This window comes from Pseudomonas sp. GV085, assembly GCF_003050925.1.
GTDB lineage: Bacteria > Pseudomonadota > Gammaproteobacteria > Pseudomonadales > Pseudomonadaceae > Aquipseudomonas.
This window is the reverse complement of the sequence record NZ_QAOV01000010.1, coordinates 157,223-171,861: the sequence shown is the minus strand read 5'-3', so window position 1 is coordinate 171,861 and position 14,639 is coordinate 157,223. Positions and strand designations below refer to the sequence as shown.

Annotated in this window: 10 protein-coding genes; 5 read left to right on the top strand and 5 right to left on the bottom strand. The window is 61.0% G+C overall.

Annotated elements, in window-relative coordinates; translation table 11 throughout:
* The first annotated feature begins 129 nt into the window (after positions 1 to 129).
* The 3 genes from C8K63_RS21090 (at position 130) to nadE (ending at position 3,305) form a co-directional block, all read left to right on the top strand.
* Positions 130 to 1,041: a LysR family transcriptional regulator gene (locus C8K63_RS21090; protein ID WP_108218436.1), complete on the top strand. Its 912-nt coding sequence runs from the start codon at positions 130 to 132 to the stop codon at positions 1,039 to 1,041.
* 205 nt (positions 1,042 to 1,246) lie between these two features.
* Complete coding sequence (gene pncB / locus C8K63_RS21085) at positions 1,247 to 2,473, top strand: nicotinate phosphoribosyltransferase (RefSeq protein ID WP_108218435.1); 1,227 nt, start codon at positions 1,247 to 1,249, stop codon at positions 2,471 to 2,473.
* A gap of 4 nt (positions 2,474 to 2,477) precedes the next feature.
* Positions 2,478 to 3,305 (top strand): ammonia-dependent NAD(+) synthetase, encoded by an 828-nt coding sequence (nadE, locus tag C8K63_RS21080; protein ID WP_108218434.1) that lies wholly within the window; start codon positions 2,478 to 2,480, stop codon positions 3,303 to 3,305.
* A gap of 151 nt (positions 3,306 to 3,456) precedes the next feature.
* On the opposite strand, the gene azu is transcribed toward nadE, so the two are convergent.
* The gene (gene azu / locus C8K63_RS21075) at positions 3,457 to 3,903 is read right to left on the bottom strand and encodes an azurin (protein WP_108218433.1); all 447 of its coding nucleotides are present in this window, start codon (positions 3,901 to 3,903) and stop codon (positions 3,457 to 3,459) included.
* A 343-nt stretch (positions 3,904 to 4,246) separates the two neighbouring features.
* On the opposite strand from azu, the gene C8K63_RS21070 reads away from it, so the two are divergent.
* Together C8K63_RS21070 and C8K63_RS21065 are read left to right on the top strand one after the other, a co-directional pair.
* A complete protein-coding gene (locus C8K63_RS21070) occupies positions 4,247 to 4,834 on the top strand; it encodes a TIGR00730 family Rossman fold protein (protein WP_108218432.1) in 588 nt (195 codons plus the stop codon).
* Positions 4,835 to 4,902: 68 nt separating this feature from the next.
* Positions 4,903 to 5,094, top strand: a complete 192-nt coding sequence (locus tag C8K63_RS21065; protein WP_108218431.1) for a hypothetical protein — start codon at positions 4,903 to 4,905, stop codon at positions 5,092 to 5,094.
* A gap of 154 nt (positions 5,095 to 5,248) precedes the next feature.
* On the opposite strand, the gene C8K63_RS21060 is transcribed toward C8K63_RS21065, so the two are convergent.
* From C8K63_RS21060 to C8K63_RS21045, 4 genes are all read right to left on the bottom strand, one after another.
* Positions 5,249 to 6,139, bottom strand: a complete 891-nt coding sequence (locus tag C8K63_RS21060) for a transglutaminase family protein (RefSeq protein ID WP_108218430.1) — start codon at positions 6,137 to 6,139, stop codon at positions 5,249 to 5,251.
* Complete coding sequence (locus C8K63_RS21055; RefSeq protein WP_108218429.1) at positions 6,139 to 8,625, bottom strand: circularly permuted type 2 ATP-grasp protein; 2,487 nt, start codon at positions 8,623 to 8,625, stop codon at positions 6,139 to 6,141. The genes C8K63_RS21060 and C8K63_RS21055 overlap by 1 nt, the downstream gene beginning before the upstream one ends.
* Positions 8,626 to 8,713: 88 nt before the next feature.
* Positions 8,714 to 11,989: a DUF2126 domain-containing protein gene (locus C8K63_RS21050; protein WP_108218428.1), complete on the bottom strand. Its 3,276-nt coding sequence runs from the start codon at positions 11,987 to 11,989 to the stop codon at positions 8,714 to 8,716.
* A gap of 327 nt (positions 11,990 to 12,316) precedes the next feature.
* A complete protein-coding gene (locus C8K63_RS21045) occupies positions 12,317 to 14,620 on the bottom strand; it encodes a YgiQ family radical SAM protein (protein ID WP_108218427.1) in 2,304 nt (767 codons plus the stop codon).
* Between the last annotated feature and the right edge of the window lie 19 nt (positions 14,621 to 14,639).

Genomic DNA, 14,639 nt, shown 5'->3' with positions numbered 1-14,639 from the left:
CACGGCTGATCAGACCTGTAGTTTTAGCTGTCCGGAGGTTACTCAACAAACGACCATTAAGAGAGATATCATTCCGTTTATTCATGCTGTGCATTGCTGGCAATAAGAAACAAGAACCAAGGACCGCCCATGCTGAATAAACGCTACTTGCCATCGATCGCTGCGTTGCAGTGCTTCGAGGCCGTCACCCGGCACTTGAGCTTCACCCGGGCCGCCGAAGAGTTGAACCTGACCCAAAGCGCCGTGAGCAAACAGGTTGCGCAACTCGAAGAGCTGTTGCAACACCTGCTGTTTCGCCGGGTGCGCCGCCGCCTGCAGATGACGCCGGCGGGCGATCTGTATCTGGTTGAGGTGCGAAAAATCCTCACGCAGGTCGAGATGTCGACCCATTACCTGCGTTCCTACGGTGGCGAAACAGAAGTCCTGCGGGTTTCGACGCCTCCCACCTTCGGCGCACGCTGGCTGGTGCCGCGCCTGAAAGGCTGGCGTCTGCGGCACCCGTCGATCCACCTGGACCTGTGCAGCGAACAGGAGGCCGACGACCTGTTGCAAGGTCGCAGCGATCTGGCGTTCTACTTCGGCCAGGGCTCGCGACCCGGCACCGAATGCCTGAAGCTGTTCGGCGAAGAGCTGGTGCCGGTATGCGCCCCGGGCAGCCTGCCTGCCCAACCGTTCACCGATCCGACGCAACTGTCCGATCTGGTACTGCTGCAAAACGCCTCCCGCCCCCAGGCCTGGCACGACTGGTTCGAGCATCAGGGCTACCACACCGAGCACAGCTACCACGGTCCGCGTTTCGAAACCTTTTACATGTGCATCCGCGCCGCCCAGGTCGGTTGCGGCGTGGCGTTGCTACCGCGCTTTCTAGTGGAAGAGGAACTGGCTGACGGCAAGCTGGTCATTCCCTGGCAGCATGCAATGCCCAGCACGGACGCCTATTACCTTGCATACCCGGAGCACTCGGCGGAAGTGCCCAAAGTGCGGGACTTCGTGAAGTGGATGCTGGAGCAGATCGACAATCCGGATGCCCCACAACATTGAGCCTTGGCGCATTCCTTGTGGGAGCGAGCCTGCTCGCGAAGGCGTCGGCACATCCAGCATCAATGTGACTGACAAACCGCATTCGCGAGCAGGCTCGCTCCCACAGGGGAATTGCAGCGGCCAAAAAATCGCTGGCATTCCTTGCTACTGATATGCGCCACTAACGCCATTGTTCAATACCGCTGCAACGCTGGAGATTCCCGTTATGAGCGAGAGTGTGTTTGCCGATCGCATCGTGCAGAACCTGCTCGACACCGACTTCTACAAACTGACGATGATGCAGGCGGTGCTGCACAACTACCCGAACGTCGAAGTCGAATGGGAGTTTCGTTGCCGCAACAGCGAGGACTTGTGCCCCTACCTGGCGGAAATCCGCTTCCAGATCGAGCGCTTGGCCGAACTGAGCCTGAGCGCCGATCAATTGAGCTTTCTGGAGCGCATCAGCTTCCTGAAGCCGGATTTCCTGCGCTTTCTCGGGTTGTTCCGCTTTAACCTGCGCTACATCCACACCGGCATCGAAAACGGTGAGCTGTTTATCCGCCTGCGGGGCCCTTGGCTGCATGTGATCCTGTTCGAAGTGCCGCTGCTGGCGCTGGTCAGCGAGGTGCGCAACCGCTATCGCTACCGTGAAATCGTACTGGAGCAGGCCCGCGAGCAGCTCTACCGCAAGTTCGACTGGCTGAGTGCCAATGCCAGCAGCGATGAATTGTCCGAATTGCAGGTGGCCGATTTCGGCACGCGCCGTCGCTTCTCGTATCGCGTACAGGAAGAAGTGGTGAATGTGCTCAAGCATGACTTCCCCGGACGCTTCGTCGGCACCAGCAACGTGCATCTGTCCCGGGAGCTGGACATGAAACCGCTGGGCACCATGGCCCACGAGTGGATCATGGCGCACCAGCAACTCGGCCCACGGCTGATCGACAGCCAGATCGCCGCCCTCGATTGCTGGGTCCGCGAATACCGTGGCCTGCTGGGGATTGCCCTGACCGACTGCATCACCATTGATGCCTTCCTCGGCGATTTCGATCTGTTTTTCGCCAAGCTTTTCGACGGTTTGCGCCACGATTCAGGCGATCCGGTATTGTGGGCGGAAAAAGCCATCGCCCACTATCACAAGCTCGGCATCGACCCGATGAGCAAGACACTGACGTTCTCCGACAGCCTGACCCTGCCCAAGTCCCTGGAGATATTCCGGGCGCTGCGCGGTCGGATCAATGTCAGCTTCGGCATCGGCACCAACCTGACCTGTGATATTCCGGGTGTCGAACCGATGAACATCGTGCTTAAAATGGCCGCCTGCAACGGCCAGCCGGTGGCGAAGATCTCCGACGAGCCAGGCAAGACACACTGCAAAGACCCGAATTTCGTCGCTTACCTGCGACACGTTTTCCAGGTTCCTGCCGCCCTTTCAAGTACATCAAACAAGGAGTGAATTCATGCAAGCCGTACAGCGTGAGATTGCTGAACAGCTCAAGGTCCAGCCGCCATTCGCCGACAAAGCCGCCCTTGAGGCCGAAGTCGCCCGGCGGGTGACCTTCATTCAGGACTGCCTGGTCAACTCCGGGCTCAAGACCCTGGTACTGGGCATCAGTGGCGGTGTCGACTCCCTGACCGCCGGCCTGCTGGCCCAACGGGCCGTCCGTGAACTGCGCCAGCGCAGCGGTGATGCCGCCTATAAGTTCATCGCCGTGCGCCTGCCCTACGAAACCCAGTTCGATGAGCACGACGCCCAGGCGTCGGTGGACTTCATCAAACCGGACGAGCGCCACACCGTGAACATCGGCCCGGCGGTCAAATCCCTGGCCAATGAAGTGGCGGCCTTCGAAGGCAAACATGCGGTGTCGGTGGACTTCGTGCTCGGCAACACCAAGGCGCGCATGCGCATGGTCGCCCAGTACACCATCGCCGGCGCAACCCAGGGCCTGGTGATCGGCACCGATCACGCGGCGGAAGCGGTGATGGGTTTCTTCACCAAATTCGGTGACGGCGCCTGCGACCTGGCACCACTGAGTGGCCTGGTGAAAAACCAGGTCCGCGCCATCGCCCGCAGCTTCGGCGCGCCGGAGTCGCTGGTGGAGAAAGTCCCGACCGCCGATCTGGAAGACCTGTCACCCGGCAAACCGGACGAAGCCTCCCACGGCGTGACTTATGCCGAGATCGATGCATTCCTGCATGGCAACCCGGTGCGTGAAGAGGCGTTCAATATCATCGTCGATACGTACAACAAGACCCATCACAAGCGCGTGATGCCGTTTGCGCCGTAACGCCTGCGCGCAGGAGCGTGTAGGAGCCGTCGAGTAAAACGAGGCTGCGATCTTTTGATGTTCAAGATCAAAAGATCGCAGCCTGCAGCAGCTCCTACAAGTGCAAAAAAAAGCGTCCACTACGGACGCTTTTTTTATGACTGCGATTCGATTACTTCAGGGTCACGGTGCCTTTCATCATCGAGATGTGGCCCGGAAACGAGCAGAAGAAGCCATATTTTTCAGCGGCATCCAGCTTGGACACATCGAAGGTCACCGAGTCTGTCTCGCCAGCGCCGATGATCTTGGTGTGAGCGATGATGCGGGCGTCGCCTTCTTTCAGGTAGTTCTTGTCGATACCAGCGCTCAGGCCGTCGGTGGCGATCGGCTGCATGTCGGCTTCTTTACTCAGCACCCAGTTATGGCCCATGACGTTCTTCGGCAAGCTGCCGGTGTGAGTCAGCTCGACAGTGAAGGTCTTGCAGCTCTTGTCGATTTCAATGGCCTTGGTGCTGAAGGACATTTGATCGGTGGAGTCAATGGTGGTCTTGCACTCGGCAGCCATCAATTGGCTGCTGGCCAGTGTCAACAGGGATACCGCAACAAGTTTGGCAAACATGGTGAATCTCCAAGGCAGGGTTAACGAAATCGCGAACGAACAGAAGACTGCCTGAAAACTTCGCAAGTTCATATGACTTGAATCAAAAATTGTATACAACTTTTGGACTATGACGCCGATACGAAATATCTACCGGCCAAGTGTCTGGCCCGGGCCTATCATCAGGCCGTCCCCTTCAAATGGAACGCCTGTCATGTCGATCAACAGCCTGTTGTGCAGTTTGCTCGCCGCCTACGCCTGCGGCGCCAGCGGTACGTACGAAACCCCGGAAAACCAAGTCTAGCCCTTGGAGTGCCGTGCGCCTGCCTTTACTCTGTGGCCCTGAGCGAACATGGAGCAAGGCATGTCTTTAACATCCGTTTGTGTATTTTGTGGTGCCAGCACCGGCACCAACCCGGCTTATCGCGAAGCAGCCGTGGCTCTTGGCCGGGCGTTGGCCGAGCGCAAGCTGACCCTGGTGTATGGCGGTGGCGCCGTGGGCCTGATGGGCATCGTCGCCGATGCGGCCCTGGCGGCCGGCGGTGAAGTGATCGGCATCATCCCCCAAAGCCTCAAGGATAAGGAAATCGGCCACAGTGGCCTGACTCGCCTGGAAGTCGTCGATGGCATGCACGCGCGCAAGGCGCGGATGGCCGAGCTCAGCGATGCCTTTATCGCACTGCCCGGTGGCCTTGGCACCCTCGAAGAACTGTTTGAAGTCTGGACCTGGGGCCAGCTCGGCTACCACGGCAAACCGCTGGGTTTGCTGGAAGTGAACGGTTTCTACAGCAAATTGACGTCTTTTCTCGATCATATCGTCGGCGAAGGCTTCGTTCGCGGGCAGCACCGTGACATGCTGCAAGTGAGCGAATCGCCACAAACCCTGCTCGATGCTCTGGATGCCTGGCAACCGTCCACAGCGCCAAAATGGGCCGAGCAAAAACCCAGCTAACGGCTTGGCACCGATACAGGGCAGAATATGCGCCGCTCAACCTCACCTTCGACCCCAGAGGATCGCCCATGGCCAAACCTAATTATTCCTTCGCCAAACGTCAGAGAGACTTGGCCAAGGAGCAGAAGAAAGAGGAAAAGCTTCAGCGCAAGAAAGCTACAGCTGAAGAAGAAGCAGCCGCACTGAACCCGGAAGCAGAAGGTGAAGTGGCCGCAGAAAGTGAAGTTGAAGCACCGAAAGATCAGGCGCCCGACGCCTGAGACCCTCAGGGCCCGATGATCTGATCAGGCCCACCGGATCCTCTGTAGGAGCGAGCTTGCTCGCGATGGTCGTTAACGATGACGCGGGAAACCGGGAGAAACGCGGTGCCCTATCGTTTTTCGCGAGCAAGCTCGCTCCTACAGGGGACCTGCGTTAATCCAGTGGCATCACTGTGACGCGCACTTCCGGATCGTGGCTCCCTCCTCCCAGAATCACCCCCCGCAACGGCGACACATCGGAAAAATCCCGGCCCCAGGCCAGGGTGATGTGCTCCAGCGCCGGTTGCACATTGTTGGTCGGATCGAAATCCACCCATCCCAGCACCGGGCAAAACACCGAAACCCAGGCGTGGGACGCATCGGCACCGATCAATCGCGGCTGCCCCGGCGGTGGCTGGGTCAGCAGGTAGCCGCTGACGTAGCGCGCCGCCAATCCTCTGGAACGCACGCAAGCGAGCATCAGGTGAGCAAAGTCCTGGCAGACCCCGCGTCGGCTCTCCAGCACCTCCACCAGCGGCGTCGCCACCTGGGTCGCCTCGGCATCGAAGGTGAACTCGCTGAAGATTTTCTCCATCAGCGCCTGCACGCCGAGCAGTAACGGTCGACCGGGCGGAAAACAGCTTTGCGAGAACTCGACGAAGTTTCTCTTCAAATGCACATACGGCGATTCAAACCGGTATCGGCAGGCTTCGAGCAATTCGGGGGACAGCGGTTGGCTGCTGTAGGTCAGTGCGCTTCGAGTGTTTTCCCACGTCGCAGACCGATTGAAGTCCAGCACAGGCCGGGGCAACACTTCGATCGTGAGGCTGGCGTTGACCAGCAATTCATCGTGGGGACGCTCGAACGCCAGCCGGGTCAGCGGATTGCCGAACACATCCAGTTCATCGCGACGCGAGGTCGGCTGTGGACTGATCTGCAATTGCCGGTCGGTACAGCGCTGCCAGGCACAAGGCCGTGGCCACAAATGCGCCAGTTGCTGGGCCAGGGACACCGGGCTGTCGTAGTGATAATGGGTGTCGTGGAAAATCTGGTAGTGGGCGCTCATCAGACGGACACCGTGCGCTGGCTGACATCATCGACATGGGCGAAATGCCGCAGCGCCAGGCGATCGGAAACTTGCCCGCTGACGTCAGCGACCTCCTGTAACAATGCGGCCAGCCCCTCGATGGCGGCGCGAACACTCGCGTCGCCGAACAGCGGATTTTCCAGGCAGCCCAGATCGAATCGCGCCAGACGCGCTACCAATTGCGGCAGCGCTGCTTCACGCGGTACACCAAAGTCATCATTGAGCCGTTTGAGGGTGCGGGTCACCAGTTTCAACTGGAACAACACGGCGTGAGGGTTCTGCTCGTCGAGCAACAGCAGGTCGAGCACCGGGATCAGCTGCGCCACCGCCAGGTATCGAGAACGATAGGTGATACTGCTGTTGCCCAGTTCCAGCAACCACTCCAGCCCGGCCTGATCGAATGCCCCGGCGCCCCGCAGGAACGCCGCCAGGCTGCCGCTGAGAAACTGCAGACGCTCGAGCCGCCGGCCAATCATCAGGAAACGCCAGCCTTCGTCCCGGGTCATGTCGTCCAGGGCAAAGCCGGACAGTGCCGCCAGGGACATCACCAGACGGTTGAGGAAATCCAGCAACTCGCCGAAATCCGGCTCTTCGGTTTCCAGCTCCATGGCTTCACGCTGCAACTCCACCAGTGCCTGCCAGTTTTCCCGCGAGAGTTTGCCGCGCACCTGTGAAGCAGCCCACTGCAAGCGTTGCAGGTTGGAACGCAGGCTGAACGGCCAGTCATCGCCAAGCAGCGCCGCCAACAGGCGCTCCGGCAATTCGCCCTCATCGGGCAACAACATCAGCCGTTCGCCGAGATCCACCGCGGCCTGCAGGGCTTGCGGGTCGTCGCCGTCGATATAGCGCGCCAGCATGATGCGCAGCAAACGGGCACTGTCGTCGCAACGTTCGCAGTAACGACCGAACCAGAACAGGTTTTCCACCACTCGCGACGGCAGGTACGGATCGCGCCGCACCAGATCATGCACGCCGATGTTGCGCTGGGCCTTCCATTGTTCGCCGCTGGGCGCACGCTCGCCCAGCACCCAGGTGTCCTTGCTGGCGCCGCCGCGCTGCATCGACACCACTTCGGCATCGGCATCGGCGGCGACCCGGGTCAAGCCACCGGGCAGCACCCGATAGCCCTCGCGGCTGGCCACCGCGTACACGCGCATGCCGATGGCACGGGGTTGCAGTTGACCGTCTTCGGCTTGCCAGATCGGCGCCTGGGATAATTGCGCGAGTTCTTGCGCCACATAAGCGTATGGCCGTGCCTGCATGCGTTCGGCGAGTTCCTCGCGCTGTTTTTCACTCAAGTCACGGCCAAATACCGGTGCAAAGCTCTGGGACGGAAATGCCGGTTTGATCAACAGCTCCGGCAGCTTTTCCAGGGCCTGGGCCAATACCGGCGCTTCGCCGCACCACCAGGTGGCGATGGACGGCAGGATCAGTTCTTCGCCGAACAGGAATTGATTGATCTTCGGCAGGAACCCCAATAGGCCGGGGGATTCCAGCACACCGCTGCCCAGAGCATTGGCCACCAGCACCCGCCCCTGCCGCACGGCCTCAAGCAGGCCCGGCACGCCGAGGGCTGAGTCGGTACGCAGCTCCAGCGGGTCGCAGAAATCATCGTCGAGCCGACGCATGATCACGTGCACCCGGCACAGACCACTCAGGGTCTTCAGGTAGACCGTCGCATCGCGCACCGTCAGGTCACCGCCCTCCACCAGTGGATAGCCGAGCTGGCGAGCGAGGTACAAATGTTCGAAATAGCTTTCGTTGAAACGCCCCGGCGTCAGCAGCACGACCAATGGCGCGTCCCCGTCACTCGGGGCCTGACGAGCCAGGGTTTCCTGCAAGGTGCGAAAGAACCCGGCCAGGTGCTGCACCTTCAGATCGCGGTACAGCTCGGGAAAGGCCCGGGACACAATCGTGCGGTTTTCCAGCGCATACCCGGCTCCCGAAGGCGCCTGGGTACGATCCGCCGTCACCCACCAGCGGCCATCGGGGGTGCGCGCCAGATCCACGGCATACAGATGCAGAAAAGCTCCGTCAGGCGGGCTGACGCCCTGACAGGGCCAAAGGAAGTTGTTGTGACCGAACACCAGCTCGGCGGGCAAAAGACCTTCGGCAATCAGCCGTTGCGGACCGTAAAGGTCAGCCAGCACGGCATTGAGCAACCTGGCCCGTTGCGCGATGCCGGCCGCCAGGTGCTCCCACTCCTCGGCGGCAATGACATGGGGCAGCAGGTCCAGTTCCCAGGGTCGGTCAGCGCCTTTGGGATCGGCATAAACGTTATAGGTAACGCCGTTCTCCTGGATTTGCCGGGTCAGCAGGGCCTGACGCTGCACCAGTTGCGCCGACGTGCTGCGTTGCAACTGCTCGAAAAGCCGGCGCCAGTGCGGGCGCACGGCGCCACTGTCGTCGAGCAGTTCATGATAGGTGCCCGCCGTCAGCGGGTAGCGGTCTAGCAGGTCAGGCATGGAAAGCTCGGCAGACAGCAATGAACGGTCAGACTAACGCAGGCTCGTGACGCTCGGATATACGTAAAATCCGAGCGTCGCGTACGGTTTAGAAACGTCGCAAATCGAGCGTCATCGGCAGCTCGTCGTTAATGTCCAGATTGGGCATAGGAAGCTTCCCTGGCGTGTGTCCGACGCGGAAGAAACGCGCCATCCGCCGGCTCTCGGCCTCGTTGGCGTTGACCGGCAAGCTGTCGTAATTGCGCCCGCCCGGGTGGGCGACGTGGTACTGGCAGCCGCCCAACGAACGCTGCATCCAGGTATCGAGCAAGTCGAACACCAGGGGCGCGTGGACCGGGATGGTGGGCTGCAGGCAGTTCGCCGGTTGCCAGGCACGAAATCTCACGCCCGCGACGAATTCGCCTACACGCCCGGTGGGCTGCAAGGGCACCGGGATGCCATTGCAGGTCAGCAGATAACGCTGGGGTGGTAGACCGCTGAGCTTGACCTGCAAACGTTCAAGCGAGGAATCCACGTAACGTACCGTGCCACCGACCGCGCCCTCTTCACCCAATACATGCCACGGCTCGAGCGCCTGGCGCAACTCCAGCGCAATGCCACTGACGGCGTAGTCGCCAACCTTGGGAAAACGGAACTCCAGATGCGCGGCGAACCATTCGGCCCGCACCGGATAACCGGCGGCGTTGAGGTCGACGATGACATCGGCGAAGTCTTGCTCGATAAAGTGCGGCAACAGGAAGCGATCGTGCAGCTCCGTGCCCCAACGAGCCAGTTTCGGCGGCGCATAGGGCTCGCGCCAGAACCGCGCGACCAGCGCCCGCAGCAACAATTGTTGCGCCAGGCTCATGCGTGCATGGGGCGGCATCTCGAACGCACGCAGCTCCAGCAATCCGAGGCGCCCGGTGGCGCCGTCCGGCGAATAGAGCTTGTCGATGCAGAACTCGGCGCGGTGGGTATTGCCGGTCACATCGATCAGCAGATTGCGCAGCAGTCGATCCACCAGCCATGGCGGGCATTCCTCACCCGCTTCAGGCATTTGTGCGAAAGCAATTTCCAGTTCGTACAAGGCATCGTTGCGTGCTTCATCGACGCGGGGCGCCTGGGACGTCGGGCCGATGAACAATCCGGAAAACAGGTAGGACAGCGACGGATGGTTGTGCCAGTAACTGATCAGGCTGCGCAGCAGATCCGGGCGCCGCAGAAACGGCGAGTCCCCCGGTGTCGCGCCCCCCAGCACGAAATGGTTACCGCCACCCGTGCCGGTGTGCCGACCGTCGATCATGAATTTTTCAGTAGTCAGTCGGGTCTGCCGCGCTTCTTCGTAGAGAAACTCGGTGCGCTCGACCAGCTCATCCCAGGTCGCGGACGGCTGTACGTTGACCTCGATCACCCCCGGATCCGGGGTGATTCGGAAGTTGCTCAGGCGTGGATCGCTTGGCGGCTCGTAGCCCTCAAGCAACACCGGGCACAGCAACTCTTCGGCAGTGGCTTCGATGGCAGCGACCAGTTCGAGGTAATCCTCGACCCGTTCCAGCGGCGGCATGAACAGGTACAACCGGCCTTCCCGCGCCTCGGCGCAGAAGGCGGTGCGGGTCAGCCAGTCGGCGGATTCGTCGATCTTCGGTGCGCGCTCTTGTACCTCGGCAGCTTCGCTTTGGCTTTGCAGTTGCGCGGTGTCGGGCAGCGGCGGGAAGTCTTGATTCGGGTCTTGCGGATGAATGAACGGATATTCCGCCGCCTTCACCCAAGGCTGCGAACCCAGCGGCAAGCGATAACCCAGCGGCGAGTCCCCCGGCACCAGGCGGCAGTGCTCGTCGCGCAGATACCAGCGCCCGCTCTGCCACTGATCACCCTTGGCGGTGCGCGCCAGCGGCAGGACCTGACCGATGACCTTGTCCAGCCCTTGGCTGAATACTTTGCGCAGGCGAGCCCGCTCCAGCGGTTCTTCCAGACGCGAGTCTTCGGCGCTGACGTTTTGCGGCAGCATTCCTTCGCGCCAGAGGTAATAGAAATTGTCTTCGTAGGCTGCAAACACAAAGCGTGTCGGAATCTTCAGGCGTTCGGCGACACTCGCCAGGAAACGTCCGGCCAGCACACCGTCGGCGCCATAATCTTCCTGCTCGTCGGCGATCAGCGCGCTGTTGTGCCAAACTGGCACGCCGTCACGACGCCAGTAGCAATTGAGCGACCAGCGCGGCAGTTGCTCGCCGGGGTACCACTTGCCCTGCCCGAAATGCACCAGCCCCTGGGGCGCGTAATGCTTGCGCATGCGCTGGAACAGTTCGGCGGACAACCGTCGTTTATCCGGCCCCAATGCCGCGGTATTCCACTCGGCGCCGTCCGGGTCATCGATGGACACAAAGGTCGGCTCGCCGCCCATGGTCAGGCGCACATCGCCTTCCAGCAGGTCGGCATCGATCTGTCGGCCCAAGGCTTGAATCGCCAGCCACTGGTCGTCGGTGTAGGGCTTGGTGACCCGCGGTGCTTCCCAAATCCGCTCCACGGACATTTCGTGGCTGAATTCGCACTCGCAGGGCTCCACCAAACCACTGATCGGTGCCGCAGAGGACGGATCGGGACTACAGGCCAACGGAATATGCCCTTCACCGGCAAACAGCCCGGAGGTTGCGTCCAGGCCGATCCAGCCGGCACCAGGCAAGTACACCTCGCACCAGGCGTGCAGGTCGGTGAAATCCACTTCGGTGCCGGACGGACCGTCGAGACTTTTTACGTCAGCGGTCAGCTGGATCAGGTAACCCGACACGAAACGCGCCGCCAGCCCCAGGTTGCGCAGCAGTTGCACCAGCAACCAAGCGGAGTCGCGGCACGATCCGGAAGCCTGGTCGAGGGTGTGCTCAGGTGTTTGTACGCCGGGCTCCATGCGGATCAGGTAGTCGATGTCTTCGCTCAGGCGCTGGTTGAGTGCGACGAGAAAATCCACGGCGGGCAACGGTGTGCGGTCGATGCCGTCCAGGTAGGCCTGGAACTTCGGCGTCAGGGGCAAGGTTTCCAGGTACGGCGCCAGTTCCTTGCGCTCATCCGCGGCATAGGCGAAGGGGATCTTTTCCGCATAGGGCTCGAGGAAGAAGTCGAACGGATTGAAGATCGCCATTTCTGCCAGCAGATCGACTTCGATTCGCAATTCCTCGGTTTTCTCCGGGAACACCAGCCGCGCCAGGTAATTGCCCTGAGGGTCCTGCTGCCAGTTGATGAAATGCTGCTCGGGCGAGATTTTCAACGCATAGGACAGAATCCGCGTGCGGCTGTGAGCGGCGGGACGCAGGCGAACGATCTGCGGGCCGAGCTCGACAGCGCGGTCATAACGGTAATGCGTAACGTGGTGCAATGCGACATGAATCGACACGGCGTGCCTCCTGCGAGCCTAGAGCGTATGGGAAAGCGCGCAAGACTTATGCCATCCAGCAATGCTGGCGCTTTCTTCGGTTGCCTGAGGCAGTACAGCACCAAAATCGGGCGAGGCGGGAAAATGGTTTGGCGTTGGCGCACATAAATGTGGCGAAGATCAAAAGATCGCAGCCTTCGGCAGCTCCTACAACGATCATGTATACCCGCGATTGATTGGATGTATGCATTATCTGTAGGAGCTGCCGAAGGCTGCGATCTTTTGATCTTCAGGCACAACGCAGAACGCCAACCCGAAGGTTGGCGTTCTGTTCAGTTCACGCGAGGCTTAGCGCGGCACGACCGGCTTGCGGGTCGGTTTGGGGCCTTTGCCCTTGGCCGCGTCCTTGCGCTCCTTGGCCGCCTGCTGGTTGCGAGCGAATGCCGCCGCCTTGGCCTGTTCACGCTTGTCCCACGGATTGCCGCCATCGCTGGCGCGGGGTGGCAGGCCGGTGTGCTGGGTGAGGATCTTGGTGGTCTTTTCCCCTGCAACCTTGTGGCTGCCAGCTGGCGTCGAGTTCTTGCGACGGGCGCTCTGGTAGCTGTCGGTGGACGGCTGGTGCAGCGGGATCAACTGGTTCTTGCCCGGCCCGATCAGGTCAGCGCGACCCATGCGGGTCAACGCTTCACGCAGCATTGGCCAGCCTTTCGGGTCGTGATAACGCAAGAACGCCTTGTGCAGACGACGCTGCTCTTCGCTCTTGACGATGGTCACCGCGTCACTCTTGTAGGTGACCTTGCGCAGCGGGTTCTTGCCCGAATGGTACATCGCGGTGGCGGTGGCCATCGGCGACGGGTAGAACGCCTGCACCTGGTCGGCACGGAAGCCGTTGCCCTTGAGCCACAGGGCCAGGTTCATCATGTCTTCATCGGTGGTGCCCGGGTGGGCGGCGATGAAGTACGGAATCAGGTACTGCTCCTTGCCCGCTTCCTTGGAGTACTTCTCGAACATGCGCTTGAACTTGTCATAGCTGCCGATGCCCGGTTTCATCATCTGGTTGAGCGGACCTTCCTCGGTGTGTTCCGGGGCGATCTTCAGGTAACCACCGACGTGGTGGGTCACCAGTTCCTTGACGTATTCCGGCGACTCGACCGCGAGGTCGTAGCGCAGGCCGGAAGCGATCAGGATCTTCTTCACACCCGGCAATTCACGGGCACTGCGGTATAGCTGGATCAGCGCCGAGTGGTCGGTGTTCAGGTTCGGGCAGATGCCAGGGAATACGCACGATGGCTTGCGGCACGCGGATTCGATTTCCGGGCTCTTGCACGCGATGCGGTACATGTTCGCGGTCGGGCCGCCGAGGTCGGAGATCACGCCGGTAAAGCCGGGAACCTTGTCACGAATTTCTTCGATTTCGCGAATGATCGACTCGTGGGAACGGTTCTGGATGATCCGGCCTTCGTGCTCGGTGATCGAGCAGAAGGTGCAGCCGCCGAAACAGCCACGCATGATGTTCACCGAGAAGCGGATCATGTCGTAGGCCGGGATCTTTTCCTTGCCGTACGCCGGGTGCGGAATGCGCGCATAAGGCATGCCGAACACGTAGTCCATTTCTTCGGTGGTCATCGGAATCGGTGGCGGATTGAACCAGACATCGACCTCGCCATGCTTCTGCACCAGCGCACGGGCGTTGCCCGGGTTGGTTTCCAGGTGCAGCACGCGGTTGGCGTGGGCGTAGAGCACTGCGTCGTTACGGACCTTTTCCACCGATGGCAGACGTATCACGGTCTTGTCGCGGGTCATGCGCGGGCTGGCCAGGATCTGCACGACCTTGGCTTCCTGCGGATCGTCGACCGGGCCCTTTTCCTGCTCGATTGCGCAGGCCTGGGTGTCCTGGGTGTTGACGTACGGGTTGATGATCTTGTCGATCTTGCCCGGACGGTCGATGCGCGTGGAGTCGACTTCGTACCAGCCTTGCGGCGTGTCACGACGGATGAACGCGGTGCCACGCACGTCGGTGATATCTTCGATCTTGTGCCCGTAGGACAGACGCTGGGCGACCTCGACGATGGCCCGCTCGGCGTTGCCGTAAAGCAGGATGTCGGCGCTGGCGTCGATCAGGATCGAGTTGCGCACACGGTCTTGCCAGTAGTCGTAGTGGGCGATACGGCGCAGGGACGCTTCGATGCCGCCGAGCACGATCGGCACGTTTTTGTAAGCTTCCTTGCAGCGCTGGCTGTAGACCAGGCTCGCGCGGTCCGGACGCTTCCCGGCCATGCCACCCGGGGTGTAGGCGTCGTCGGAACGGATTTTCTTGTCCGCGGTGTAGCGGTTGATCATCGAGTCCATGTTGCCGGCCGCGACACCGAAGAACAGGTTCGGCTCGCCGAGCTTCATGAAGTCGTCTTTGGACTGCCAGTTCGGCTGGGCAATGATCCCGACGCGGAAGCCCTGGGACTCCAGCAGCCGGCCGATGATCGCCATGCCGAACGAAGGGTGATCGACGTAGGCATCACCGGTGACGATGATGATGTCGCAGGAATCCCAGCCGAGCTGATCCATCTCCTCCCTGCTCATGGGCAGGAATGGCGCTGGCCCGAAACATTCGGCCCAGTACTTGGGATAGTCAAATAACGGCTTGGCTGCTTGCATGTCGATAACCGGTGTTGGC